The following is a 23201-nucleotide window of genomic DNA, read 5'->3' on the forward strand; positions in this document are numbered from 1 at the left end:
CAGAGATGACCCGATGTTGCAACGACTGCTCGCCACCAAGCACCCCCACGCTGCCCACGCCGATGCCGATGGCCTGAGCCTGCACCGCACGCTGGGCAAATGGGGCCTGACCGCGCTGGGCATCGGCGCGGTGATCGGTGGCGGCATCTTCGTGATCACCGGGCAGGCGGCGGCCGACCATGCTGGGCCGGCGATCATGCTGTCCTTCGTGCTGGCGGCGATCTGCTGCACGTTCTGCGCGCTGGCCTACGCCGAGTTCGCGTCGATGGTGCCGGTGTCGGGCAGTGCCTACACCTACACCTACGCCACGCTGGGCGAGCTGGCTGCTTGGTTCATCGGCTGGATGCTGGTCTTGGAGTACGGCGTGTCCGCCTCGGCGGTGGCGGTCAGCTGGACCGGCTATTTCCTGAGCCTGCTGGAACATTTCAACATCCACCTGCCCGCGGCCCTGGTGCAGGCGCCGCTGGACAGCAAACTGCAGCCTACGGGCGCCATTGCCAACCTGCCCGCGGCGGCCATCGTGCTGCTGTTGACCTGGGTGTGCTACATCGGCATACGCAAGTCCTCGGGCATGAACACCGCCATGGTGCTGCTCAAAAGCGGCCTGATCGTGCTGGTGATCATCGCCGGCTGGCAGTACGTCGACCCGGCCAACTGGGAGCCGTTCATCCCGGCCAACGAGGGCCCGGGCAAGTTCGGCTGGGAAGGCGTACTGCGCGGCGCGTCGATGGTGTTCTTCGCCTACATCGGCTTCGAGGCGGTGTCGGTGGCGGCGCAGGAGTCACACAACCCGCAGAAGGACCTGCCGTTCGGCATGCTGATGTCGCTGGCCATCTGCACGGTGCTGTACATCGGCATGGCGGCAGTGATGACTGGGCTGACCCCCTACACGTTGCTGGGTACCGACGAGCCCGTGGTGACCGCCGTGGCCGGGCACGCGGAGCTGGCATGGTTGCGCGTGGTGGTGGAGATCGGCGCCCTGATTGGCCTGTCGTCCGTGGTTCTGGTGATGATCATCGGCCAGCCGCGCATCTTCATGATCATGGCGCGCGACGGCCTGCTGCCCGAGGTCTTCACCCGCATCCACCCCAAGCACCGCACCCCGCACATCAACACCGTGATCACCGGCATCGGCATCGCCCTGCTGGCGGCGGTGTTCCCGCTGGACATCCTGGGCGAGCTGACCTCGATGGGCACGCTGATCGCATTCGGCGCCGTCTGCGCGGGCGTGCTGATCCTGCGCCGGACCCAGCCCGACCTGCCCCGCCCGTTCCGCATCCGCGGCGTCTGGTTCGTGTGCCTGGCCGGCATCTTCAGCTGCCTGGCCCTGTTGTCGGCCATGACCCTGCACAACTGGATGCTGATGCTGGGCTGGACGACCGTGGGCTTTGCCATCTATTTCCTCTACGGCTACCGGCACAGCAAGCTCAAGGGCTGACCGCGCCGCCCCCCGGGGCGGCATCGGCGGTTGAACGGATGGAACGCCGGGCGCGCATTGACGCCTGAGTGCCCGGTTTTGTTTGTAAACTGGGCGGCATGAGCACCCCCCTGCCCTACGACCCGCTGCTCCTGAAGCACTGCGCGGGCAACATCATCGTCAATGTCCGCGAGCTGTCGCACCGCGGCTGGACGCCGGCCACCAGCAGCAACTTCTCCGAGCGGATCGACGAGCGCCACGTGGCGATCACCGTCTCCGGTCGCGACAAGGGCAAGCTGACCGAGGACGACATCATGGTGGTGGACGTGGACGGCCAGCCCGTCGCCACCACGCTGAAGTCGTCCGCCGAGACCCTGCTGCACACCCAGCTGTACAAGCGCTTCCCCGAAGTGGGCTGCGTGCTGCACACCCACTCGATGGTGCAGACCGTGGCTTCGCGCCTGTACGCCGGCGCCGGCCACGTGCACCTGGAAGGCTACGAACTGCTGAAGGCCTTCGTTGGCAACACCACCCACGAGACCGAACTGGACGTGCCGGTCTTCCCCAACACCCAGGACATGCACACGCTGGCCGCGCAGGTCGATGCCCTGCTCGACCGCCAGCCCATGTGGGGTTACCTGATCGATGGCCATGGGCTGTACGCCTGGGGCCGCGACATGGCCGAGGCACGCCGCCACCTGGAGGCGTTCGAATTCCTGCTGGCCTGCGAACTCGAACTGAGGAAGCTGCAACGATGAGCCGCCTGCGTATCTTCGACGAAGAGAACCCCACCTCGCCGCGCCTGGCCACCAGCGACCATGCCGAGATGGCGCGCGAGCTGAAGAAGATCGGCGTGACCTTCGAGCAGTGGCAGGCGGCGCAGGCGATCGTCCCTGGCGACACGCCGGAGAAGATCATGGACGCCTACCGCGCCGACATCGACCGCCTGGTGGCCGACAACGGCTTCAAGAGCGTGGACGTGGTCAGCATCGCGCCGGACAACCCGCAGCGCGAGGCGATGCGCGCCAAGTTCCTCAACGAGCACTTCCACAAGGAAGACGAAGTGCGCTTCTTCGTGGCCGGCTCGGGACTTTTCACCCTGCACGTGGACAACGGCGTGTACGAGGTGCTGTGCGAACAGGGCGACCTGATCGCCGTGCCCGACCGCGCGCTGCACTGGTTCGACATGGGCCCGGAGCCGAGCTTCGTGGCCATCCGCTTCTTCACCGAGCCGGACGGCTGGGTGGGCCACTTCACCGGCACCGACATCGCCCAGCGCTTCCCACGCTACGAGCCGGGCACCGCGGCATGACGCGCGCCATCCTGACTGACATCGAGGGCACCACCAGCAGCATCTCCTTCGTGAAGGACGTGCTGTTCCCCTATGCCCGCCGCGCACTGCCGGGGTTCGTGGCCAAGCGCGGTCGCGAACCGGCGGTGCGGAAGTGGCTGGACCTGGTGGCCACCGAGAACGGCGGCATGTGCGATGACGCGATGATCGTCGAGGTGCTGCAGGGCTGGATCGACCAGGACCGCAAGCACACCGCGCTGAAGGCGCTTCAAGGCATGATCTGGGCCGATGGCTACCGCACGGTCGACTTCACCGCGCACATCTACGAGGACGCCGCGACTGCGCTGCAGGCGTGGAAGGCGGCCGGCCTGCCGCTGTACGTGTATTCGTCGGGCAGCGTGCCGGCGCAGCGGCTGTTCTTTGGCCACAGCGACGCTGGCGACCTGACGGGGCTGTTCTCCGGCTGGTTTGACACCGAAGTCGGCGGCAAGCGCGAGGCCGACAGTTACCGCCACATCGTCGAGGCCATCGGCCTGGAGGCCAGCGATGTGCTGTTCCTCTCCGACGTGGTGGAGGAGCTGGATGCCGCGCGCGAGGCCGGTCTGGGCACCGTGCTGCTGGATCGCCGCGAGGACTATCCCATGCCTCGGCTGGGCGAAGCCGCGCACGGTCACACGCGGGTGGAATCCTTCGCGGACATCACGCTGGCGGCTTGATGCGTTCGCCGCTGGCGTGGCGATCTGCCGCGCCAGCGCCCTTTGGATGTGCAGCAACCAGATCGGGACACGCCCGTGGCTGGCCGTCACGCGTGCAGCTTTTCGCCTTTGGCCATCATTTCAACGAAGCTGGCCGCCCGCGACTGGCGCGTCTCGGCCTTCTTCGCGGTGTGCACGCGCCAGCAGAACGCATAGCGATTGGTTCGGTCGAGCTGCTCGAAAAACCGCCGCGCCTTGGCATTCTTCGCCAAAGCCTTGGCCAGTTCCTCGGGCACGGGCATGTCACGCCCGCCCTCGTAGGCCTGGTCCCAACGACCGTCCGCCTTGGCCGCTTCGACCTCGCGCAGCCCGCTGGGCCGCATGCGTCCGGCGGCGGTCAGGCGCTCGACGTGGCCAATATTGATCCTCGACCATAGGCTACGCGCACGACGTGGCGTGAATCGCTGCAGGAAGTACCGGGCGTCACAGCCGCGCTTCTGGCCATCGATCCATCCATGGCACAGCGCGGCATCCAGCGCCTCGGCGTAGGTGACCGACCCCACATCCGCGCCCTTCTTGGCGATCTTCAACCAGACGCCCTTGCTGTCGCCATGCACGTCCAGCCACGCCTCCCACTCGGCAGCGTCGGTGAACAAGGCAATCGGCAGATCCGTCGGCAAACCTGCACTCATCTGGCTACTCCTTGCCGGCCTCCAGGACGTAACGGGTACTTGCGCGCTGCTCACCTTGCCAACGGTCAAAGGCGCGCACCTCGACGCGGTGCTCGCCCAGGCCCAGATCGGTGGGAAGCGTGCCACGCCACAGGTGCGGCGAGGCTTCAGCGGGCGGCGCACGGTCGTAGCCACGCAGCGTTGCGGCGCGGTCGTCCTGCACGTTCTCCGTCACCAGCCAGGGGTCCGCTGCGGCCACCCGGCGCATGGGCTGCCATGGCCCGCCGTCGATGCGGTACTCCACGCGGCTGTCGTCCTGGCCCATGAACACGTTGGCATGCACCGCGAACGCCGGCCAGGCGCCATGCCTCAGCACCCTCGGCGCGGACAGTCGCATCGCCGATGTAAATCCGGCGTCGTTGGCGGGAATGCGTGCCGGGTGCCATGACAGGGTGTAATCGCCGCCGCGCCGGACATGCAGGCGGGCATAGCCGTTGGGCGTACCGTCGGCCATGGTGGTGTCGGGAATGCCGTCGGCATCCTTCACGCCCGACCAGAACGCGCCGCAGGCCGCGCCGACGTTGTACTCATGCAGCGGCGCCGCGCCGTGCCAACCACTGGCGGCGCCGTGGGAAACGTGGCGTTGGGTGTGGCTGTGGCCGCTGAGCAGCAGCACCCTGGGAAACGGCCGCAGCAGGGCAAACAGGCGCTCGCGGTCGGCGTGGCGGAAGGTCTCGCGACCCGGCCCGGCATCGAAAAACGGGATGTGCACCGCCAGCACCAGCAGGCGGTCCCTGGGCACGGTGGGCAGGTAGCGCTCGAGGAAGGCGAACTGGTCCTCGCGCAGGCCGCCGATGTACGACGGCTTTTGCCCCGGTTGATAGATGACGTCATCCAGCAACACGAAAGTTGCTTCCGACTCCTCCCACGCATGGGTGTCCGGACCGAAGTGGTGGCGGAACGTCAGCAACGAATCCTCGTCGCGCGCGGCGTCGAAGTCGAGATCGTGGTTGCCGGCCACGTGCAGCCACGGCACGCCCAGGCTGGTGGTGGCGGCGGTCAATGCCGGGTACAGCGAGAGGTCGTCGTTGGTGATGTCGCCCAGGCTGATGCCGAGGTCACCGGCCAAGCCATCGAAGTAGAAGCGGCCAAAGCTGTGCCCCATGTCGATGGCCGTGTCGTGCTTGAGCGGCTCGACGATATCGCGGCGGTAGTAGTCGATGTCGCGTTGGGACTTGGGCTGCGGGTCGGCAAACACCACCACATCGAGACCTTGCTGCCGCTTCGGCGAGGGCTTGGCGACGCGCAGGGCGAAATCGCGGCACGTCGCCGGCCCGACCGGCATTCCACCGTATTTGAGCGTGGGGCCTGGTGCGGTGCGGGTGTTCTGCCAGACGTCGGGAAGGCCATCCTCGCGCCGGGTGGGCAGGTAACCGGGTGGCTTGATCACGAACAGGCTGCGTCCGTCCGCGGGCGGCAGGCGGTAGGCGCCGCGTGCGTCAGTCACGCTGATCTGCACGCCGTCGGAGACCTTCACTGCGGCAATGCCCGGTTCGCCAAGATCGCGCCGGCCGTTGCCGTTGCGGTCTTCAAACACGACGCCGCCGTCGCAGGTTGACGCCACGGCGACAACCGACACGGTACAGCCCACCAGTGCCAACGCGATCAGCTGGAATGAAACCACCGGTAAGCGCATGCCGACTCCTGGGCCTGGGCCGCCGCCCGGCGGCCGGTTCGATGCGGCCGATTATGCGCGAGGTGCATGACCGGATGCGCGGAGGCCCAGTGCGGGTCAGCCGCCGTTGTGGCGCTCCCGCAACACCGCCACCGCATCCTCCAACGAGCGGCCACGCGCGCGCAGCAACACTTGCAGGTGGTACAGCAGGTCGGCGGACTCGCCAAGCAACGCATCGTCATCCTGCGCGACGGCGGCCAGCGCCGTCTCCACACCCTCCTCGCCCACCTTCTGCGCGATGCGACGGATCCCGCCCTCGAAGAGCCGCGTGCTGTAGCTGCCCGGGGGACGGTCGCGATCGCGGGCGGCGACCAGCGCATCCAGTTCCGCGAGGAAGTTGGCGGGTGCCTGAGGGAAGCAACTGGTGCGCCCGAGGTGGCAGGTCGGGCCATGCGGACGCGCCAGCACCAGCAGCGTGTCGGCATCGCAGTCCACGTCGATCGACACCAGTTCCAGGAAATGACCGGAGGACTCCCCCTTGGTCCACAGGCGCTGCTTGCTGCGGCTGAAGAACGTGACATGGCCGGTGTCGCAGGTCGCCTGCACCGCTGCGCGATCCATGTAGCCCAGCATCAGCACGCGCAGTGTCGCCGCGTCCTGGACCACTGCAGGCACGAGGAGGCCCTGCTTCTCCCAATCCAGCCGGCCGGTGAGGCCAGCGGCATCGATGGAGGTACAGGCAGGCATGCGGTTGGTATCCGGGCTTGGCGAGGATGGAGACTGGCTCATGCGGGTACCGTATCGGTCACGGGCCGGACCGGAATGCCGGCGGCGGCCAGTTGGCGTTTGAGGTCGGGAATGGCGATCGTTCCGGAGTGGAAAACACTCGCGGCCAGTGCGCCGTCGACATCGGCGTCGCGGAACACCGCTTCGAAATGCGCCGCCGTGCCGGCCCCGCCAGAGGCCACCAGTGGCACGTTGCACAAGGCGCGCACCTCCCGAAGTTGCACCAGGTCGTAGCCTTCGCGCACACCATCGCTGCCCATGCAGTTGAGCACGATCTCACCGGCGCCCCGTTGCTGTGCCTCGATCACCCAGTCCAGCGTGCGCATGGCGAGCGCCTGGGTGCGCGACGGATCCCCGGTGTACTGACGTACCCGCCATTCCCCATCGGGATCGAGAAGGCTGTCGATGCCCACCACCACGCACTGTTCGCCAAACGCTTCGGCCAGCTCGCTGATCAGCGCCGGACGCTCCAGGGCGGGCGTGTTGACGGAGACCTTGTCGGCGCCGGCGTGCAGGATGCCACGCGCGTCCTCCACGCCGCGGATACCGCCGGCCACGCAGAACGGAATGTCCAGGGCGCGGGCCACGCGCTCGACCCAGCCACGGTCCACCGCACGCCCTTCCGGGCTGGCGGTGATGTCATAGAACACCAGCTCATCGGCGCCCTGCTGGCGGTAACGTTGGGCCAATTCCACGATGTCGCCCATGTCCACGTGGTCACGGAAGCGCACGCCTTTCACGACGCGTCCATCGCGCACGTCAAGGCAGGGGATGATGCGGCGACTGAGCATCAGGCCACCTCCGCAAAGGCATTGGACAGGTCAAAGCGGCCGTCGAGCAGGGCCTTGCCCAGCACGGCACCGGCACAACCGGCCTGCCGGGCAGCCAACACATCGCCCACGTCACGCACACCTCCAGAGGCCTGCAGTTGCACTTGCGGCGCCACGTCGACGATGCGTCGGTAAAGCGCGATATTGGGCCCGGACAACATGCCATCCCGGGTGATGTCGGTACACAGCAGGTGCTGCAACCCGGCCGCCATGTAATCGGACAGCAGGGCTTCCAGCTCCACGCCGCTGTCTTCGGTCCAGCCCGCGGTGGGCAACTGCCAGCGTCCGTCCGCGGACTGACGTGCGTCGAGCGCGACGGTGAGGCGCGCGCTGCCGAACCACCGCAGCCACTCCTTCACGCGCGCAGGCTCGCGCACGGCCAGCGATCCGACCACGACGCGATCGGCGCCGGCGTCAAGGATCGACTGGACATCGGCCTCGCTGCGTACGCCACCGCCGGTCTGCACCTGCAACGAGGTTGCCGATTTGATGGCGGACAGGAGCGGCGCCAAGGTATAGCCGCCGACGCGCGCGGCATCCAGATCCACCAGGTGCAGCCAGCGCGCGCCGGCCCGCGCGTAACGCTGGGCCACGCTGAGCGGATCATCGGCGTAGCGGGTTTCCTGCGCATAGTCGCCCTGGCGCAACCGGACCACGCGACCGCCGCGCACGTCAATGGCGGGATACAACGTGAAATCGCTCATGCCAGGTCCCCTGACAGGAAGTTCCGCAGCAGCCGCGCGCCCACCTCGGCGGAACGCTCCGGGTGGAATTGGGCGCCAACGCGATTGCCCCGCCCCACCACGGCCGCGAAGGTCTGGCCGTGGTTGCAGGTGGCCAGCGTGTCGTCCGTGACCGGCGCGCAGTAGCCGTGCACGAAATAGGCCTGCCCGTCGCGCGGGACGCCATCAAGCAATGCGTGCGTGCGCGTGGGCGAGAGTGTGTTCCAGCCCATGTGGGGCACACGAATGCCTTCGCCGCCGCGCATGCGCGTGACCGTGCCGGGCAGCAGCCCAAGGCACTCCACCCCACCCTCTTCGGATGCATCGAAGAGCAGCTGCATGCCCAGGCAGATCCCGAGCAACGGCTGCTGCAAACCGCGGATGACCTCCACCAGACCGCGGTCGCGCAGCAGCGCCATTGCAGTGCCCGCTGCGCCCACGCCGGGCAGGATCACCCGATCGGCGCTGCGGATGACATTCGCATCCGCCGTCAGGGGGGCATCCACGCCGAGCCGCTCCAGCGCATAACGCACCGAACCGATGTTGGCGCCACCGGAGTCGATCAGCACGACCTTCATCGCAGCTTTTCCATCACAGTGCACCCTTGGTGCTGGGCAGCTCATTGCCCTCACGACGGATGGCTTGTCGCAGCGCGCGTGCCACCACCTTGAAACACGCCTCCACCTTGTGGTGGTCGTTGTCACCCGCCACGCGCAGGTTGAGGTTCAGGCCCGCGGTCTCACACAACGAGCGGAAGAAGTGCGGCACCAGTTCCGTGGGCATGTCGCCGACGCGCTCGCGCTTGAAGCCACCATCGAAGACGAAATAGGGCCGTCCGGAGAAGTCCAGTGCCGCCGACGCCAATGCCTCGTCCATCGGCAGCGTGAACGCCGCGCCGACGGGTTCCGCCTCGAAGCCGTAACGCCCGATACCCCGCTTGTTGCCCAACGCTTCGCGCATGGCCTGGCCCAAGGCGAGCGCGCAGTCCTCGATGGTGTGGTGCTCGTCGATCTGCAGGTCGCCTTCGCACCGCAGCTGCAACGCGAAACCGCCGTGCTTTCCGATCTGTTCCAGCATGTGATCGAAGAATCCCAACCCCGTATGCACCAAAGGTTCGGCCACGCGATCAAGGTCCACATCGACGTGGATTCGGGTCTCGCGCGTGTTTCGCGCGACCGCGGCCGTGCGCGGCTGCTCCGCCAACGCGTGCGCGATGCCGGCCCAGTCCCACTCACCCCCGAACTGCTCCGTGCGCAACTGGAACGGACGAATGCCCAGGTTGCGCGCGAATGCGTTATCGGTTTCGCGGTCACCCACCATGGCGGAACGGGCCCAGTCGATGCTGCGGTCGCGCAGGTAGTGCAAAGCCAAGCCGATCCCTGGCTTGCGCGTCGGTGCGTTGTCGGCAGGGAAGCTCGTGTCGATCAACACCTCCCGGAAGCTGATGCCCTGACTTTCCAGCACCTGCATCATCAGGTTATGCGGGCCTTCAAACTGCTCGCGCGGGTACGACGCAGTGCCCAGTCCATCCTGGTTAGTGACCATGACGAACTGGTAGCCGGCGTCGCGCAGGCGCAACAGCGCGGGTACCACGCCGCGGACGAAGCGCAGCTTCTCGAAGGCATCCACCTGGAAATCGGCGGGTTCCTCGATGAGCGTGCCATCCCGGTCAATGAACAGGATCGGAGTCATGCGGCTGCCTCCAACTGCGCCAGCGTCTCCAGCACGGCGTCATTCTGCTCACGGGTGCCCAGGCTGATGCGCAGCGCATCGGCGAGCCCCAATGCCTGGCGCATGTCGCGCACCACAATGCCGGCGGCCAGCAGGGCAGCATAGACGGCACCCGGGTTTTCGAAACGCACCAGCAGGAAGTTGGCGCTGGATGGGTACACGCGCCGCACGCCCCGCACGCAGCGCAGCGCTTGCGCGAGCCTGGTGCGCTCCGCACAGGTGGTCGCCACGCGTCGCGCGGTCTCGGCGAGCACGTCGGGGGCCAACGCGCGGCATGCCAGGTCAACGCTAGGTTGGGGCAGCGGATACGGCGCCTGGCAACGCTGCAGCACCTCGATCAGCACCGGGTCTGCGATGACGCTACCGATGCGCGCTGCGGCCAGTGCGTGGGCCTTCGAGAGGGTCCTCAGCACGACTACGTTGCGCTGCGCGCCAAGGAGGCTGGTCGCGGAAGGGCCCTCGGCATATTCCTGGTACGCCTCGTCCACCACCACCAGCGCCTTGCCCTCCAGAGCACGTGCAAGCGCTGCCACCGCAGGCAGCGGCAGCGTGGCGCCGGACGGATTTCCAGGCGAACACAGAAACACGATCCGCGCCCCGGCATCACGTGAGGCCTGCTCCACGGCGTTGAAGTCGCAGGTGAACCCGTTGGCGGTCTCGACCAGCGGCGCTTCCACCACTGGCGTACCGTGCAGTCGAGCGCACACGGCATACATGCCGAATGTGGGCGGCGTCACCACGATCGCGTCGCCGCCGGGGCGGCACAGCGCGCGGATCAGCAGGTCAATGGGCTCATCGCTGCCCCGTCCCGCCAGCAGTTGCCCAGGTGCGCAGCCATACAGCGCTGCCAATGCCTTCCGCAGACGATCCGGCTGCGGTTGCGGGTAACGGCGGGCGGCGCCGCCGGCGTCGGCGCCATTGGGCCATGCGGCCTCATTGGCGTTGAGCCACACGCGGCCGTCAACCTTGTCGGTGCGGGCGGAACGGTAGCCGGCAAAGTCGCGAAGGTCCTCGCGCACCAGCAGCAACGGGTCTGCGGACAGCGCCTTCGCTGGCGGCGTGGTCGCAAGGGCTTCGGTGGGCGTCGGCGCGCTCATGCGGCCACCTCGTCCAGCCGCAATGCGACCGCGAGCCGGTGCGCGTCCAACCCTTCCGCAGTCGCCAGCTCCACCGCGCACGGGCCAATCGCCGCAATGCCGTCACGGCTCACTTCCTGGACGGTGATGGCCACCTGGAAACTGGCCACGTTGAGCCCACCCACGTAACGCGCCGCGCCGCTGGTGGGCAACACGTGGTTGGTACCGCTGCAGTAGTCACCCAGCGCTTCCGGCGCCCAGTCACCCAGGAACACCGAGCCCGCCGCCTCCACCTGGGACAGCCAAGCGCGCGCATCGCGCAGGGCAAGGATGAGGTGTTCGGGCGCATACGCGTTGCTGATGTCGAACGCCTGCTGCAGCGTATCCACCTGGATCAGTCGCGAGGACTCCAATGCACGGCGCGCGACGCCGGCGCGCGACAGCATCGCGAGTTGCCGTTCCAGCTGTTCGGCCACGGCATCGATCAGCGCCGCGTCATCGGACAGCAGCAGCACCTGCGAATCCGGGCCGTGTTCGGCCTGCGATAGCAGGTCGGCGGCGACGAACGCAGGGTTGGCACCGGCATCCGCGATCACCAGCACCTCGGAAGGGCCGGCAGGCATGTCGATGGCGGCGCCACCTTCAACCATGGATACCTGGCGCTTGGCTTCGGTCACGTAGCCATTCCCCGGGCCGAAAAGCTTGTCGCACTTGGGCACCGACGCGGTGCCGAAGGCCATGGCCGCGATCGCCTGCACGCCGCCGACCTTGAACACCTGGCGCACGCCGCAGCGCATCGCGGCATACAGCACCGTGGGGTCGGCGCTGCCATCGGGGCGCGGCGGCGTGCACAGCACCACGTCGCGGCAACCTGCCAGCCGCGCGGGCACGCCCAGCATCAACGCGGTCGACGGCAAGGGTGCCGACCCGGCGGGTACGTACAGACCCACGCGGGCAATCGGGCGCAACACGCGCTCGCAGCGAACGCCCGGCGCGGTGTCCATTGCATACTCGCGGGTCATGCCTTCGCGGTGGAACGCTTCGATGCGACCGGCGGCCTCATCAATCGCGTCGCGCAGCGCCGGCGTCAAGGCAGTAGCCGCAGCGGCACATTCGGCATCGGTAACAGCCAACGCATCCATCGATACCTGGTCGAAACGCTCGGTCAGCTCGCGCACGGCGACATCGCCGCGGGCACGCACCTCCTCGATCAGCGTTGCCACCGCGGTACGGGTGTCGGCACTGGCCTGCTGCGCCGGACGACGCAGCGCCTGCACGCGCTCACTGGCGTCCAACGAACTCCACGACACGCGTTTCATGCCAGCATGCCCTCCACCGGCAGCACCATCAGGCCGCTGGCGCCGGCGCGCTTGAGGTCCTCCAGTCGCTGCCAGGTCACGGCGCCGTGGCACAGCGCCTGCAGGGCCATGCGGTCGGCGCCGTCCACCTGCATCACGGTAGGCGCCTCGGCGTCCGGCAGCAGCGGCAACAGCGTCGGCAGGTCGTTGCGACTCGCCTGGAACATCAGCAATTTGCTCTTGCGCACGCGGATGGCGCCATCGAGGCGGCGCAGCAGCAGGTCGGCCAGTTCGCCACGCACGTCGTCGAAGGCCTCGACCGGTCCGGCAAGCACGGCCTCGCTCTGCAACAGGGTCAACACCGGCTTGAGCTGGTTGGCCGAGAGCGTGGCGCCGCTGGACACCAGGTCGCAGATCGCATCCGCCTGACCCAGCCGCGGCGCGATCTCCACCGATCCCGACAGCAACACCACGTCCGCGGCAATGCCCTGCGCTTGCAACCACTGGCGCAACAGTGCGGGGTAGCTGGTGGCGATGCGCTTTCCACCCAGTTGTTGGGGGCCCTGCCAGTCCCAGGCGTCGGGCACGGCGATATCGAGGCGACATCCGCCGAACCCCAACGCACGCCACTCGCGATAAGCAGGCACACGACCGCTTTCCACGCGGTCCTGGCCTTGCTCCTGCAGCACGTTGCGCCCCACCACGCCCAGGTCGCACACGCCATCGGCAATCAGGCCCGGGATGTCGTCATCGCGCACCAGCAGCAGGTCGACAGGCAGCGTTTCGCCGTAACAGAACAGGCGATCACGGCTTTCGCGCCAGCTCAGGCCGCAGGACGCCAGCAGCGCGCGCGCGGGATCGGCCAAGCGCCCCGACTTCTGGATGGCGATGCGGAGGCGATCGCGCCCTTGGGCGACATTGGGGGGAGACATGGGGGAGTTCTCTGTGGGATTCGGGAGTCAGGCGCCTTGGGCGACCGTCTGAAGCGCGGCGGCGTACCCGCCAGCACCGCGCTCCAACGTGCGCGCCACCCGGCCAACCGTGGTGACACTGACCTGGGTGCGCTCGTGGATCTCGCGGTAAGGGATGCCCTGAGCCACCAGTGGCACCACGCGCCAACGGTCGGCCATGGCCTCCAGCTCGGCGGGGGTGCACAGATCCTCGAGGAAGGCGGCGACGGCCTGGGGCGTATCCAGCCGTGCCAACACCTCAGCCAGCCCGGACGCGGCAACTTCGGTTTCATTGGGCTCGTGGGGGCGGCGCTTCATGGCTGCTGAGTCAATGTATTAACGTGTTAATACATTATTGCAAGAAAAAACCGCAGTCAAGTCCATTGACCTACACAACCTGAATCCGTGGGATAGACTGCCCGGGCGAGGCTTGAGCTGGCGTCCGACGGCGCAGGGGGGTTAAGCACGCATGGGATGGCTATGCCGCGTACGCTGCATCCTGTTTGCCTTGGCCGTGGTATTGGCCAGCGGCAACGCGCGCGCGGAGCGTGGCGTGGATCTCCAGCCGGACCTCCCCATCGTTCATCTGGCCCCCTGGACCCACTACTTCCATGACACCGGCGCGGTCGCCGACTTCGACAGCGCGCGCGCCGCATTCGACACGGAGCGGTTCCAACCCCTGCCCTCGCAGAACCCGTCATTCGGTTTCAAGGAAGGCGCGTTCTGGTTCCATGTCCGCCTGACCAACCATGACCCGATGGAACCGCGCTGGCTGCTGGTCCAGCAGTACGCGCTCAGCGACCACATCGACGTCTACGCCAGTTACGCCGACGGCCGCGTGGTGCACCGGATAGGAGGCGATGCCCTGGCGTTCAACGCGCGCAGCATCCGTTACCGCCACCCCAATTTCATGCTCGACCTGCCGGTCGACCAACCGGTGGATGTCTTCGTGCGGGTGCAGAGCCAGAGCTCGATGCAGGTGCCGCTGGTCCTGTACACACCGTCGGCCTTCACCGAAATGTCGCGCGACGCGCAATTCGCGATGGGGCTTTACTACGGCATCCTCATGGCGCTGTTCTTCTACAACCTCGTGTTGTGGCAATCGTTGCGCGACTCCAGTTACGGCTGGTACTTGCTGCACGTCACGGCGTTTGGACTGGTGCTGTTCACGCTGAATGGCCTGGGCTACGAATACCTGTGGCCCGCGTCGCCCTGGCTGCAGGATCGATCGGTGCCGCTGTCCATCTGCCTGGCACAGATCGGGATGCAGCAGTTCGCGCGTTCGTTCCTGGGCCTCAAGGTGCGCTGGCCCCTGGGGGACCGGGTGGGGCTGGCGATGATCGCCTTCTTCGTCGCCTGGGGCATCGCGTCGGTGTTCCTGCCCTACCGCATCGCCACACCCGTTGCCTCGCTGGCGGTGTTTGCCAGCATCGTCTGGATCGCGCTGGAGGCGGTGGTGGTAACCCGCAGCGGTTATCGGCCCGCGCGGCTGTTCCTGCTGGCGTGGGGCATGTTCCTGCTGGGGACCGGCATGTTTGCCGCCGTGGCCTTCGCGCAACTGCCCAAGAGCTTCATGACCGACTACGGGGTGCAGATCGGCTCGGCGCTGGAGATGCTGTTGCTGTCCGTGGCGCTGGGTTACCGCTACTCATCGCTGCGCAACGAGAACGAAAGGGTGGTGCGCGAGGCGAAGGAGCAACTGGAACACAAGGTGGAGCAACGCACATCCGAGCTGAGCAACGCACTCGCACAGCTTGGGGATGCGCATGCGCGCCTGCGTGAATCCAGCCAGCGGGACGGCCTGACCGGCCTGCACACGCGCATGCATTTCCATGAGCGGTTCGCCCCGTTGACGGCCTACGCCCGCGAACATCGGCACCCGGTGACGCTGTTGATGATCGACCTGGACCACTTCAAGCACATCAACGATGAATACGGGCATCTGGTCGGCGACGAATGCCTGCGGTGGGCCGCCCATGTAATCGGCCAGGCCCTGCGCCCGCACAATGCCCTGCTCGCCCGGTTTGGCGGCGAGGAGTTCGTGGCCGCCCTGCCCGGCAAGGATCTTGTTGAAGGGCTTGCCACCGCCGAAGCCATCCGCGCAGCGCTCAACACTGCGCCTTGCGAAGCCGGTGGCCGCTCGCTACCCCTCAGCGCCAGTATCGGCATGCACGTGCTGGAAACGCACATGCAGTGCACGATCGAAACAGCGCTGCAGATGGCTGACGAAGCGCTGTACCGCGCCAAGGCCGAAGGCCGCAATTGCATCCGCACGTCGACCCCGCGCGCGGCGTAAGCGCGGGGCCGTCAATGTCAGGGCTGCGTCTTCGTCACGGCTGAAGCGGACGGCGGCCGTTCCCGATGGCGCATTGGCGCCACCGGGCAGGCCAGGCCTTACGTGCCTTTCGCGGCCGAGAGAATGTGCCCTTCGCGCTCCAGGCGGACCACGAGACCGATCTCGCCATCCAGCGCGCGGTCGCGATCCAGGAACGGGATCTGGGCACGGAGGGCGGCATGGGCCGCGGCGACGGCGCGGCCGGGACGGAACTCCGCTGCCGACGACAGCTCCTGGCGCAGGCCCTCGACCTCGGCAAGGAAGCCTTCGCGGTCCGGCGAGCCCGGAATGGGCGCGCCCGACACCTTGGAGGCCAGCGACTCGGCGTCGGCCCGGTCAGCCAGGCCACGTGCCGCGTTGATCATGTCGCGGCGCAGGTCCAGCGCCTGGGCGGCGGTGTACAGCTCCAGCGCCAGCACCTTGCCCAGGTCGTCGGCCATCGCCAGCACGTGGCGTGCCTCGTTGGCACCCATCGACACGTGGTCCTCGGCATTGGCACTGGTCGGGATCGAATACACCGACGCCGGGTGCGCACGGCTGGCAAGGTCGTTGACGATGGCCGCGGCGGTGTACTGCACGATCATGTGGCCGGACTCGGTGGAATCCTCGTTGCCGATCAGGAAACCCGGCAGGCCGTCGTTGGTGGCCGGGTCGACCAGCTTGTTGAGGCGACGCTCGGAGATGCTGGCCAGCACCGGGATCGCAGCCTTCACGTAGCTCATCGCCAGCGCCAGCGGCATGCCGTGGAAATGGCCGGCGGAGATCACCTGCTCCTCCACGTGCTGCTTCTGCGCGTCCGGGAACACGATCGGGTTGTCGGTCAGCGCATTGAGCTCGACGTCCAGCACGCGCGCGGCCTGGGCGATAGCGTCGCGCACCGCGCCGTGCACCTGCGGGATGCAACGCAACGAGTACGCGTCCTGCGGCTGGTGCTTCTTGCCGCCGCGGAACGGACGGAAGCGGGTGTAGAACTTCTCGCGTCCATGGCGCTGGGTGAACGGCACCCAGTCCCAGCCGATGTCGAAGCGCAGCGCCTGCGAATCCGGCGTGTCCCAGCTGCCCGGCTGCCACGCGCGGAACTTCGGCACCAGGTGGTACGGGATGTCAGACAGCGTGGAGCCTTCGAGCAGGCGACGCAGGTTGGCCGCGACCTGCACCTGGCCCGGATGGGGGCGCAGGGCGTGCACCTCCTCGGCGAACGCGCCAAGCCGGCCGGCGAAAGCGTCGATGGTCATGGCGGCCGCCAGGTCGGCGGTGTCGGCCAGCTTCTCCAGGCGATCCAGCGCCAGCACGCCGGTGGCGAGCATCTGCGCGGTACCGTTGTTGAGGGCGAGGCCTTCCTTGTAGGACAAGGTCACCGGCGACAGGCCGGCGCGCTGGAGCGCCTCGCCACCCGGCATGCGCTCGCCCTGGTAGAAGGCTTCGCCCCCGCCCAGCAACACGATGGCCAGGTGGGACAGCGGCGCGAGGTCGCCGCTGGCGCCCACCGAACCCAACTGCGGCACCACCGGTACGATGCCGGCATTGAGCATGGCGGCCAGCGCTTCCAGCGTCTGCACGCGGATGCCCGAATGCCCGCGCATCAGCGTGTTGATGCGGATGCACAGCATGGCGCGCACCACGTCCGGCGCAAACGGCTCACCCACGCACACCGCGTGGGTCACGATCAGGTTGCGCTGCAGTTCCTCGTGCAGGGTTTCCTGGGAAGGCTGCGCGCCCGGCAGTTCGTCGCGCAAGTGGTGCGCGCCCAGCAGGCGGTCGGCGTTGCTGCCAAAGCCGGTGGAGACGCCGTAGATCGGCTCTTCGCGACGTACCTGCTCGGCAAGGAAATCGGCAGCGCGGGCCACCGCGGGCAGCTGCGCGGGGTCAAGTTCAATCTTGGCGCCACGGGCGACGGAAACCAGTTGGGCGCGCGTCAGCGAGCGCCCATCAAGACGTACGTTTGCGTTCATGTGTTCTGCAAAGCCTCGGCCTGTGCCAGCTCCACGCGCAGGGTTCGCGCCAACTCGCCACGGGCCACTTCGAATTGATCCTCACGGCGCAGGTCCTTGACCGTCACCGTCCCCTTGGAAATCTCGTCTTCACCCAGCACCACCACGAAGCGGATACCCGCCCGGTCAGCGTACTTGAACTGCTTGCCCAGCTTGGAGGGCTCCATCACCACTTCGGTGTTGAGGCCGCCGTGGCGCAGCTCGCCGGCGATGGCCAGGCAGTGCGGCAGGTGCGCCGCGTCCATCTGCGTCACCAGCACCTGTACGGTGCTTGCGGCACTGTCGACGATGCCGGCCTCGCGCAACTGCCAGAACAACCGGGTCAGGCCGATGGAGATGCCCACGCCGGGCAGCTTCGACTTGGTGTAGTGGCTGGCGAGGTCCTCATAGCGACCGCCCGAACAGATCGAGCCGATCTGCGGGTAGTCGTTGAGCGTGGTCTCGTACACGGTACCCGTGTAGTAATCCAGGCCGCGTGCGATGGAGAAGTTGAGCGCGTAATTGGCCTCCGGCACGCCCATGGCACGCACCAGCTCCAGCACTTCGCGCAACTCGGCCACGCCTTCGCGCAGGGCTTCGTTGCCCTCGCCCAGGGCGTCCAGGTGGGCGACCGCATCGGCATGCGAGGTAGAACGCACCTTGACGAACTGCATGATGCGATCGACCCCGTCGGCCGGCAGGTTGAAACCCTCACCGGTCAGCGTTTCACGCACATAGTCCTCGCCGCGCTTGTCGAGTTTGTCGACCTCGCGCAGTACCAGCGCCTGCAGCGCCGGGTCGGCCACGCCCTGCGCCTCGAAGAAGCCACGCATCAGCTTGCGGTTGTTGAGCTGGATGGTGAACGCGCCGATGTTCATCTCGGAGAACACCGCGTGGATCACCGCCGGCAGCTCGGCATCGAAACGCACGCTCAGCGCATCCTTGCCGATGACGTCGATGTCGCACTGGTAGAACTCACGGAAGCGACCGCGCTGGGCACGCTCGCCGCGGTACACGCGCTGCATCTGGTAGCGGCGGAACGGGAACGCGAGGTCGTGCTCATGCTCGGCCACATAGCGGGCCAGCGGCACGGTCAGGTCGAAGCGCATGGCCATTTCCGGGCGGGCCAGTTCGCGCGCTGCGGCGCGGACCTGCTCGGCATCCTGACCGGCCTCCACCGCGGCGGACACGGCGTTGAGACCGTTCTCCAGCGCTCCGGTGGACTGCACGAAATACACCTGCCGCTCGGTTTCGCCGCCGGACTTGGTGAGCAAGACCTCCGACAGCTCCATCACCGGCGTTTCCACCGGGAGGAAACCAAAGCGCTCGAAATTGCGGCGGATCGTGTCCAGCATGCGCTGGAAGGCGATCTGGTCAGGGGGCAGCAGCTCCATGACCCCAGGTGGGGTGCGCGGCTTGATCAAGCGGGTCACCAGCAATAGCGGATATGTGGCCGTACAGTTTAACGGGCGGCGCGGCCCTGGTGCCTGTCGAGGGCCTCGCGCTTCCGACGACGGGCCTATGAAAATTTTTTGCACCGCCTATTGCCGAGACGCGGATGAATCTCTAGAATGCACGGCTCAGTCGGGGTGTAGCTCAGTCTGGTAGAGCGCTACGTTCGGGACGTAGAGGTCGCAGGTTCGAATCCTGTCTCCCCGACCAAAATCATGCAGTTCAATCAAGCCGGCGATGCCGGCTTTTTTGTGCCTGCCATTTGGTGCCGGTTCAAAACCATGGATCGAGGCGCGCGCCCTTCGGTTCTGCGGGGGCCACGAAAGGCGCCGGCCGAAAAGTTGGCCCGGATCTTGCCCAACTTCAGCCGCGACGCCCCTACCACCTCTGGGCACTGGCGGAGTCGCGAGACAGGGGCTGAAAACTGCGATGGGCATCACCTTATGGCTTGGGCGGCCATCCGCGCGCCCAAGCTGTCACTCTTTACAGCCTGAGGCCGCCCGATGGGGCTTGGGCATCAGGCTGTCGTTGTAACGGGTGGATGACCTGACCCGCAGGGCTATCGGAGCTAGATGCGCAGCCGGTCACAACAGGTCCGGGTGCCGCACCTGACCCTCGCCACGCACGACGAAGCGCTCAATGGTCAGTGACTCCACGCCCATCGGGCCGTAGGCATGCAGGCGGGTGGTGGAGATGCCGATCTCGGCCCCCAAACCCAACTGGCCACCGTCGTTGAAACGCGAGGATGCATTCACCATCACCGCCGAACTGCGCGTGCCACGCACGAAGGCCTCCGCCGTCGCTGGGTCTTCGGTGGCGATGACTTCAGTGTGGTCGGAACCATGGCGCGCGATGTGTGCAAGCGCATCTTCGAGGCTGTCCACGACCCTCACGGCGATGATCAGGTCAAGGAACTCGGCCGCGTAGTCGTCCTCGCTGGCGGGACGGACGTCCTGCACGATGGCCTGGGTACGTGCGCAGCCGCGCACTTCCACGCCGCGCGCCTCAAGGGCGACCAAGGCGCGGGGGAGGAACGCTTCGGCGACGCCGCCATGCACCAGCAGTGTTTCCAGCGCGTTGCACACACCGGGCCGGGACGCCTTCCCATCCAGCAGCAGGTTGAGCGCCTTGTCCAGATCGGCGGCGCGATCCACGTACAGGTGGCACACGCCCTTGTAGTGCTTTATCACCGGGACGCGTGCATGTTCGGCGACGAAGCGGATCAGGCCTTCACCGCCGCGGGGAATGGCCAGGTCGACCAGGTCGGTGAGCTGCAGCAATTCCAGCACGTGTTCGCGTGCGGGATCGGCGACCGGGGATACCGCGGCCTCCGGCAGGCCTTCTGCCCGCAGGGCAGCGTGTAGGCAACTGGCGATCGCGGCATTGCTGGCGCGCGCCTCCGAGCCACCCCTGAGCAGGACGGCATTGCCCGCCTTCAGGCACAGCGCTGCGGCATCGGCCGTCACATTGGGGCGCGCCTCGTAGATCATGGCGATCAGCCCCAGCGGCACGCGCTGGCGCTCGACCACGACGCCATTGGGGCGTACTTCGCGGCGCGTGACCTGCCCCAGCGGATCGGGCTGCGCGGCCACGTTGCGCAGCGCGTCGGCGATGGACTGGAGGCGCACCGGGTCAAGCATCAGCCGATCCAGCATCGCTCCGGACAAGCCTGCATCGCGGCCGCGCGCCAAGTCGTCGGCATTGGCGGCCAGGATTGCATCACGGTTGGATTCGAGCTGCGCGGCCATGCCCTCGATCAGCCGTCGGCGCGTCGACGCGTCAGTGGTGGCCATGATCGCCGCCGCCGTGCGGGCCTGTTCGGCCAGTTGTCTGACATACCCACTCATGCCTTGCTCCCCGCATGCAGCACCACTAGATCATCGCGGTGGATCACCGATTCGCCGTAGCGGAAACCGAGGAGCGCCTCGATCTCGCTGCTGTGGTGGCGTGCGATGCGCCGCACTTCACCTGCGTTGTACTGCGCCTGTCCGCGCGCCAGCGGTTGGCCAGTGCCCGCGGCGCGGATCTCGACGACGTCGCCGCGGCGGAACTCGCCTTCGACGGTAACCACGCCGCCCGGCAACAGTGAGGCGCCACGACGGTGCAACGCGCCCTCTGCGCCTTCGTCGACGAACAGGACCCCGGATGCAGGCGCATGTCGCAGCCACTGTTTGCGCGCACGCAGGCGGTCACCATGCCCCGCGACCAGCGTGCCGTGCAGCACGCCTTGCGAGAGCGCCTGCACTACCGCGTCATCACGGCCACAGAACAATGCGGTGGCAATCCCGGCGGAAGCGGCTTTGGCCGCGGCCTCCAACTTTGTGTGCATCCCTCCCGTGCCGAGGCGTCCCGCACCACCGCTTGCCGCGGCGAACAGATCGGGGGTCACGCTCTCGACAAAGGTAATGGGACGCGCACCGGGGTCACGCTGGGGGTGCGCGCTGTAGAGACCACCGATGTCGGTGGCGATCAGCAACAGGTCGGCTTCGACCAGTGACGCCACTGCCGCGGCGAGGTTGTCGTTGTCGCCAAGCTTGAGTTCATCGACCGCGACAGTGTCGTTCTCGTTGATCACCGGCAACGCCCCCAGTCGCAGCAGCTCGTGCAGAGATTCCCGGGCGTTCAGGTAGCGGCGGCGATTGCGCAGATCATCGTGGGTCAGCAACACCTGCGCGACGGGCACGGGCGACAGCGCCTGCCAGAAGGCGATCAGCGACGCCTGTCCAAGCGCCGCCAACGCCTGGCGTAGCACCAGCCCATCGCCGCCGGCGGCGATGCGACCTCGCCCGGCGGCCACGGCGCCCGATGACACCAGCACCACTTCGCGCCCCTGCGCCCGCGCGTCGGTGATGAAGCGTGCCAGGCCGGTGGCATGGCGCGCATCCAGTCCGCTACCGGGCGCCTGATCGGCAAAGCCCGCCAACAGGCTGCTGCCCACTTTCAGCACGGCGCGACGCCACGACGGCAGGGGTTGCGCGGTGAATTCCCCTGCCGCGCGGCTCATTGCAGCGCGTCCAATCGCCGCTGCAGCACGTCCAGCCGCAGGTCGCCTGCGGCGCCGGGCGAAACGCGCGACGCGAGGCTGGCTTCAGGATCGCCTTCCGCCCAACGCGCCGGATCGGCGGCCTGCTTGTAGGCATCACGGAACGGCATGCCTTGGCGCGCCAGATCCACCGCGAGGTCGGTCGCGTACATCGACGGGTCGAGCGCCGCCCGCATCCGCTCGGGTCTCCATTCCAGGTTGCGCAGCAGGTCCGGCAGCAACTCCAGCGCGCCGAGTCCGCGCCCGAAGGCGTGGAAAATCGCGCCCTTCGAGAACTGGAGGTCGCGGTGGTAGCCCGACGGCAGCGACAACAGTTGTTCGATCTCGGTGCGCGCGGCTGCCACGGCCGAATAACTGGCGCGCATCAGTTCCACCACGTCCGGATTGCGCTTGTTGGGCATGATCGAGCTGCCGGTGGTGTACTCGGCAGGCAGCGCGACAAAGCCGAACTCGGCGCTGGTGAACAGGCTCAGGTCCCACGCCAGGCGGCGGACGTCCAGCAGCGCGGCGCCGAGCGCATCGATGGCGCCCATTTCAAACTTGCCACGCGACAGCTGCGCATAGGTCGCGGCCACCTGCATCCGGCCGAAGCCCAACGCCTGCGTGGTGTGGTCGCGTGCCAGTGGCAGATTGACGCCGTACCCAGCGGCGCTACCCAGCGGATTGGCATCCACCCAGGCCAACGTGTCACGGGCGCGTACGGCATCGTCGATGAAACCCTCGGCCCAGGCCGCCCACCACATGCCACCCGACGAGACCATCGCCCGCTGCAGGTGGGTATAGCCCGGGATCGGCAGCGAGGCTTCCGCGGTCGCGCGCGCCAAGGCTACCTCGGCGCTCTCGCGGCAAAGCGCCGCCACGCGCGCCAGCCGATCCTTCAGCCACAGCCGCGTGGCCACCAGGACCTGGTCGTTGCGGCTGCGGCCGGTGTGGATGCGACGACCGGTATCCCCCAGGCGCTCGATCAGGCGCGCTTCGATTGCGGAATGGCCATCCTCGAACTGTTCGTCCAGGACGAAGCGGCCCGCGCGGAAATCCTCCGCCAGCACCGACAGCTCGCGCTTGATGCCGTCCAGCTCTTCTCCGGTCAGGATGCCGATCTGCTGCAGGCCTTCGGCATGTGCACGGCTTGCCTCGATGTCGAACAGGAAGAACTCGCGATCGAGGATCACGTCCTCACCGGCAAGGAAGCGCTGGATGCGCTCATCCACCTTCACGCCGGGTTTCTGCCAGAGCAACTGGGTCATGGAGGAATCTTC

The 23201-nt window shown here is 67.4% G+C and carries 21 protein-coding genes and 1 tRNA gene; 6 read left to right on the forward strand and 16 right to left on the reverse strand.

The window, feature by feature from the left end; all coding sequences use genetic code 11:
- The first annotated feature begins 13 nt into the window (after positions 1-13).
- The 4 genes from N800_RS06840 (at position 14) to mtnC (ending at position 3424) form a co-directional block, all read left to right on the forward strand.
- A complete protein-coding gene (locus N800_RS06840) occupies positions 14-1438 on the forward strand; it encodes an amino acid permease (RefSeq protein WP_036136365.1) in 1425 nt (474 codons plus the stop codon).
- A gap of 98 nt (positions 1439-1536) precedes the next feature.
- Entirely contained in the window at positions 1537-2175 is a 639-nt protein-coding gene (locus N800_RS06845) for a methylthioribulose 1-phosphate dehydratase (protein ID WP_036136368.1), read from the forward strand.
- Entirely contained in the window at positions 2172-2729 is a 558-nt protein-coding gene (locus N800_RS06850; RefSeq protein ID WP_036136370.1) for a 1,2-dihydroxy-3-keto-5-methylthiopentene dioxygenase, read from the forward strand. The genes N800_RS06845 and N800_RS06850 overlap by 4 nt, the downstream gene beginning before the upstream one ends.
- The gene (mtnC, locus tag N800_RS06855; RefSeq protein WP_036136372.1) at positions 2726-3424 is read left to right on the forward strand and encodes an acireductone synthase; all 699 of its coding nucleotides are present in this window, start codon (positions 2726-2728) and stop codon (positions 3422-3424) included. Before N800_RS06850 ends, mtnC begins: the two co-directional genes overlap by 4 nt.
- 86 nt (positions 3425-3510) lie before the next feature.
- Here the strand turns inward: mtnC and N800_RS06860 are convergent, their stop codons facing one another.
- From N800_RS06860 to N800_RS06910, 11 genes are all read right to left on the reverse strand, one after another.
- Positions 3511-4095, reverse strand: a complete 585-nt coding sequence (locus tag N800_RS06860) for a YdeI/OmpD-associated family protein (RefSeq protein ID WP_036136374.1) — start codon at positions 4093-4095, stop codon at positions 3511-3513.
- 4 nt (positions 4096-4099) lie between these two features.
- A complete protein-coding gene (locus N800_RS06865; RefSeq protein ID WP_036136376.1) occupies positions 4100-5770 on the reverse strand; it encodes a calcineurin-like phosphoesterase C-terminal domain-containing protein in 1671 nt (556 codons plus the stop codon).
- A 96-nt stretch (positions 5771-5866) separates the two neighbouring features.
- The gene (gene hisIE / locus N800_RS06870; protein ID WP_036136378.1) at positions 5867-6496 is read right to left on the reverse strand and encodes a bifunctional phosphoribosyl-AMP cyclohydrolase/phosphoribosyl-ATP diphosphatase HisIE; all 630 of its coding nucleotides are present in this window, start codon (positions 6494-6496) and stop codon (positions 5867-5869) included.
- A gap of 38 nt (positions 6497-6534) precedes the next feature.
- The gene (hisF, locus tag N800_RS06875; protein ID WP_036136379.1) at positions 6535-7326 is read right to left on the reverse strand and encodes an imidazole glycerol phosphate synthase subunit HisF; all 792 of its coding nucleotides are present in this window, start codon (positions 7324-7326) and stop codon (positions 6535-6537) included.
- Entirely contained in the window at positions 7326-8069 is a 744-nt protein-coding gene (hisA, locus tag N800_RS06880; RefSeq protein WP_036136380.1) for a 1-(5-phosphoribosyl)-5-[(5-phosphoribosylamino)methylideneamino]imidazole-4-carboxamide isomerase, read from the reverse strand. Before hisA ends, hisF begins: the two co-directional genes overlap by 1 nt.
- The gene (gene hisH, locus N800_RS06885) at positions 8066-8665 is read right to left on the reverse strand and encodes an imidazole glycerol phosphate synthase subunit HisH (protein ID WP_036136382.1); all 600 of its coding nucleotides are present in this window, start codon (positions 8663-8665) and stop codon (positions 8066-8068) included. The genes hisA and hisH overlap by 4 nt, the downstream gene beginning before the upstream one ends.
- 13 nt (positions 8666-8678) lie before the next feature.
- Complete coding sequence (hisB, locus tag N800_RS06890; RefSeq protein ID WP_036136384.1) at positions 8679-9779, reverse strand: bifunctional histidinol-phosphatase/imidazoleglycerol-phosphate dehydratase HisB; 1101 nt, start codon at positions 9777-9779, stop codon at positions 8679-8681.
- Positions 9776-10915, reverse strand: a complete 1140-nt coding sequence (gene hisC / locus N800_RS06895; RefSeq protein ID WP_084087306.1) for a histidinol-phosphate transaminase — start codon at positions 10913-10915, stop codon at positions 9776-9778. Before hisC ends, hisB begins: the two co-directional genes overlap by 4 nt.
- Complete coding sequence (gene hisD / locus N800_RS06900; protein ID WP_036136386.1) at positions 10912-12213, reverse strand: histidinol dehydrogenase; 1302 nt, start codon at positions 12211-12213, stop codon at positions 10912-10914. Before hisD ends, hisC begins: the two co-directional genes overlap by 4 nt.
- Complete coding sequence (gene hisG, locus N800_RS06905; protein WP_036136388.1) at positions 12210-13124, reverse strand: ATP phosphoribosyltransferase; 915 nt, start codon at positions 13122-13124, stop codon at positions 12210-12212. The genes hisD and hisG overlap by 4 nt, the downstream gene beginning before the upstream one ends.
- Positions 13125-13151: 27 nt before the next feature.
- Complete coding sequence (locus tag N800_RS06910; RefSeq protein WP_036136391.1) at positions 13152-13460, reverse strand: YerC/YecD family TrpR-related protein; 309 nt, start codon at positions 13458-13460, stop codon at positions 13152-13154.
- A gap of 151 nt (positions 13461-13611) precedes the next feature.
- On the opposite strand from N800_RS06910, the gene N800_RS06915 reads away from it, so the two are divergent.
- Positions 13612-15438, forward strand: coding sequence for a sensor domain-containing diguanylate cyclase (locus N800_RS06915; protein WP_084087308.1), 1827 nt, complete (start codon positions 13612-13614; stop codon positions 15436-15438).
- 98 nt (positions 15439-15536) lie between these two features.
- On the opposite strand, the gene N800_RS06920 is transcribed toward N800_RS06915, so the two are convergent.
- Positions 15537-17429: an HAL/PAL/TAL family ammonia-lyase gene (locus N800_RS06920; RefSeq protein ID WP_036136395.1), complete on the reverse strand. Its 1893-nt coding sequence runs from the start codon at positions 17427-17429 to the stop codon at positions 15537-15539.
- Entirely contained in the window at positions 17426-18871 is a 1446-nt protein-coding gene (gene hisS, locus N800_RS06925; protein ID WP_036136491.1) for a histidine--tRNA ligase, read from the reverse strand. The genes N800_RS06920 and hisS overlap by 4 nt, the downstream gene beginning before the upstream one ends.
- A gap of 161 nt (positions 18872-19032) precedes the next feature.
- Between hisS and N800_RS06930 the strand changes: the two genes are divergently transcribed.
- Positions 19033-19109 (forward strand) — tRNA-Pro (locus tag N800_RS06930).
- Positions 19110-19483: 374 nt separating this feature from the next.
- Here the strand turns inward: N800_RS06930 and N800_RS06935 are convergent.
- The 3 genes from N800_RS06935 to argH are packed head-to-tail and all read right to left on the reverse strand — an operon-like array spanning position 19484 to position 23189.
- Entirely contained in the window at positions 19484-20746 is a 1263-nt protein-coding gene (locus N800_RS06935) for a glutamate-5-semialdehyde dehydrogenase (RefSeq protein ID WP_036136397.1), read from the reverse strand.
- Entirely contained in the window at positions 20743-21903 is a 1161-nt protein-coding gene (gene proB / locus N800_RS06940) for a glutamate 5-kinase (RefSeq protein WP_036136398.1), read from the reverse strand. The genes N800_RS06935 and proB overlap by 4 nt, the downstream gene beginning before the upstream one ends.
- A complete protein-coding gene (gene argH, locus N800_RS06945) occupies positions 21900-23189 on the reverse strand; it encodes an argininosuccinate lyase (protein ID WP_036136399.1) in 1290 nt (429 codons plus the stop codon). The genes proB and argH overlap by 4 nt, the downstream gene beginning before the upstream one ends.
- Positions 23190-23201: the final 12 nt, after the last annotated feature.

Source organism: Lysobacter daejeonensis GH1-9, from assembly GCF_000768355.1.
Lineage (GTDB): Bacteria > Pseudomonadota > Gammaproteobacteria > Xanthomonadales > Xanthomonadaceae > Aerolutibacter > Aerolutibacter daejeonensis.